The sequence below is a fragment of the Arthrobacter sp. Y3225116 genome, from assembly GCF_059091245.1.
The window spans coordinates 1-2926 of the sequence record NZ_JBNHGL010000307.1; the positions used below are offsets into that span (position 1 = coordinate 1).

The following is a 2926-nucleotide window of genomic DNA, read 5'->3' on the forward strand; positions in this document are numbered from 1 at the left end:
TCTGGGCCAGCGGCCCCCGCAGCACGTCGCCCTCGGTCTTGATCCGGACCAGTTCATACTCCAGGGCCCCGCCGGCGGCCAGCGCCTCGGCCACGGTGGTGGTCTGGGTGACCGCCAGGGCGCTGCCGCGGGTGCCGATGCGGACTTTAACGGTCATGGCTGCGGCACCCCCACGGTCGAATCCATGCCGGCCACCGTCGGCTTCTCGCCGCGGCGGTTGGCGCAGCAGTCGGGCATGCACACGTCCATCCAGGGTCCCAGGTCGGTCAGCGCAGGACGGTCGGCGCGATGCTGTTCCACCGTGCGCTCACAGACCAGGTCCACGAGGCCCTCGACGAACTTCCGGTGCACGCCCGGGGTGGGCACGCGGGCGGCGGCCAGACCGAGGCCGCGGCAGGTCTCCAGTGCCTCCGTGTCCAGGTCCCACATCACCTCCATGTGGTCGCTGACAAAGCCCAGCGGCACGATGACCACGCCCTTCACCCCCTGGGCGGGCAGCTCTTCGAGCGCGTCGTTGATGTCCGGCTCCAGCCACGGCACATGCGGCGCGCCGGAGCGGGACTGGTAGACGAGGGACCAGTCGACGCCGGCGGCTCCCGGCACCCGGTCCAGGACGGCCCGGGCGGTGGCCAGGTGCTGCGCCACGTAGGCGCTGCCGCCCTCGTAGTCCACCCCGCGGGGCCCGGCGTTTTCGGCGTCCCCAAGGGGAATCGAGTGGGTCGCGAACATCACGTGGACCGGCGCGTCCGCGGCGCCCTGCGCGGCCAGCTCGGCCCGTACCCGGTCCAGGCCCTCGGCCAGGCCTTCGGCGAACGGTTTTACGAAGCCCGGGTGGTCGAAGTACTGGCGCACCTTGTCCACTTCCAGCTTGCCGGCGAGCCCGGTCTCGACCAGGGCCATGCCGAAGTCCTCGCGGTACTGGCGGCAGCTTGAGTAGCCGGCGTAGGCGCTGGTGGTCACGGCCAACACGCGCCGGTGGCCGGCGTCGTACGCTTCCTTGAAAACGTCGGTGATGTAGGGATCCCAGTTGCGGTTTCCCCAGAGCACCGGCAGCTCGATCCCGCGGCGGGCCAGCTCGGCCTCGAGCGCCGCCTTCAGTGCCCGGTTTTGCTCGTTGATGGGGCTGACGCCGCCGTTGGCGCGGTAGTGCGTGGCGACTTCTTCCAGCCGTTCATCGGGGATCCCGCGGCCGCTGGTGACGTTGCGGAGGAACGGGATGACATCGTCCTGGCCCTCGGGGCCACCGAAGGAGGCCAGCAGCAGGGCGTCGTACTTCTTCGGCTGCATGGTTCCGTCGGCGGCGACGCCGGCACGCGGGTCAAAGGACGGTTCGGCGGACTGGTTCACCGCAGCACCTCGGCGATTTCGGCTGTGCTGATGCGCTTGCCGGTGTAGAACGGGATCTCTTCGCGCACGTGGTTGCGCGCGTCGGTGTAGCGCAGGTGGCGCATCAGGTCCACCAGATCGATCAGTTCGGGCGCTTCCAGGGCCAGGATCCATTCCCAGTCCCCCAGCGCGAACGAGGCGACCGTGTTGGACAGCACCTGCGGGAAGTCCCGGCCGAGCAGTCCGTGGTCGCGCAGCATCTTGCCGCGCTCCTCGGCCGGCAGCAGGTACCACTCGTAGGAGCGCACGAAGGGGTAGACGCAGAGCCAGGCCTCCGGGTCCTTGCCCAGGGAGAAGGCCGGGGCGTGGTTCTTGCTGAATTCGGCGTCGCGGTGGACGCCCATCGCGGACCAGACCATTTCGGTCGGGGCGAACAGCCCGGTCCGGCGGATGTCGCGGACCGCCGCCTGGAGTTCGTCCGGCTGCGGTCCGTGCAGCCAGATCATCACGTCGGCGTCCTCGCGCATGGCGGACACGTCGTACGCCCCGCGGAAGGTGACGTTGCGGCCGGCGAGTTCGGCAACCGTCTCATCGAACGCCGCGGCGGCGGACGGATCCGCCGGTGCGCCGGTGCGCTTGAAGACCGTCCAGAGGGTGTAGAACAGTTCCTCGTCGGTGCCGCCGGCGGCGGGGATTGCTGACTCTGACCTTGCCGATTCGCTCATGCTTACCAGTCTGCCTTCTGCATCGTAATTAATCGAAAACCACTTCTACATATTGTAGAAGATCAGGGGGCCGCCGGCTGCAGCCGTGCGGCGAGATCCCGTGCACGGCGCCGCGCGTCCCCCACCACGGCCACCAGCCCGGTGCCCGCCAGCCAGGCCCCGGTGCTGCCCAGCCCGGGGTGCGCAACCAGTTCGCGGCGCACCGCCGCCACCCGTTCCCGGTGCCCCACGGTGGCGGAGGGAAGCGCGTTGACCCAGCGCACCACCTTCGAGCCCACCACGTCGTCGTCGCCCACAGCCACCCCCAGCAGGAAGCTGGCATCGGCCAGCGCCTGGCGGTAGAGCCTGTCGTCGGCCCAACCGGTGAAGTCCTCGGCGCCCTGCTGCCCCACCGCGCGCCCGTAGGACAGCCGCAGCACGTGGCTTCCCGGGCCGGCTTCGTCCGCCAGCCACGGCCATTTGGCGGTGGCATGGGTGAGTGCCTTGGCCCTGACGTCGCGGACCGACGGCGCCACCAGCATGCCGGTGCCCCGCGGCATCGCGTCGAGGTCGGACAGGTCCACCACCAGGGTCACCAGCGAGACGGCGGGTCCGGTTTCGGGTTCCAGCCCGGCCAGCCCGGGGACGGCGCCGGAGAGTAGCCGGACGGCGGCGGCGCCATCGGCCGCCAGCATCACGGCGTCCGCGGGGAACGTCCCGGCCGCCGATTCGACCTGCCACCCGCCGCCGTGCCAGGTGACGGCGGTGGCTTCCGCCCCGGTGTGCAGGGCCACGTGACGGGCTTTCAGGTCGGCCATCTTGTGGCCAGACTCCAGTTCTACCCATGATTTGAATCGGCTAAAGGTGGCCTGCGGACTGACTTCTTCACCGGTCCT

General features: G+C 70.2%; 3 protein-coding genes and 1 pseudogene. All 4 read right to left on the reverse strand.

Annotation, left to right across the window (positions count from 1 at the left end; genetic code table 11):
• Positions 1–157: pseudogene (locus tag AC5RV2_RS16555) on the reverse strand (hydroxymethylbilane synthase); the annotation flags it as partial.
• Complete coding sequence (locus AC5RV2_RS16560; protein ID WP_494093243.1) at positions 154–1287, reverse strand: ferrochelatase; 1134 nt, start codon at positions 1285–1287, stop codon at positions 154–156. The pseudogene AC5RV2_RS16555 and the gene AC5RV2_RS16560, both read right to left, overlap by 4 nt.
• 56 nt (positions 1288–1343) lie before the next feature.
• Positions 1344–2051: a hydrogen peroxide-dependent heme synthase gene (hemQ, locus tag AC5RV2_RS16565; RefSeq protein ID WP_494093241.1), complete on the reverse strand. Its 708-nt coding sequence runs from the start codon at positions 2049–2051 to the stop codon at positions 1344–1346.
• A gap of 62 nt (positions 2052–2113) precedes the next feature.
• Positions 2114–2926 (reverse strand): protoporphyrinogen/coproporphyrinogen oxidase (locus AC5RV2_RS16570; protein ID WP_494093242.1); only part of this gene is annotated, 813 nt, incomplete at its 5' end.

What these genes read in the sequence shown, in the direction of transcription:
- AC5RV2_RS16560 (WP_494093243.1), bottom strand. Translation starts at nt 1,287, where the DNA reads ATGCAGCCGAAGAAGTACGACGCCCTGCTGCTGGCCTCCTTCGGTGGC.
- hemQ (WP_494093241.1), bottom strand. Translation starts at nt 2,051, where the DNA reads ATGAGCGAATCGGCAAGGTCAGAGTCAGCAATCCCCGCCGCCGGCGGC.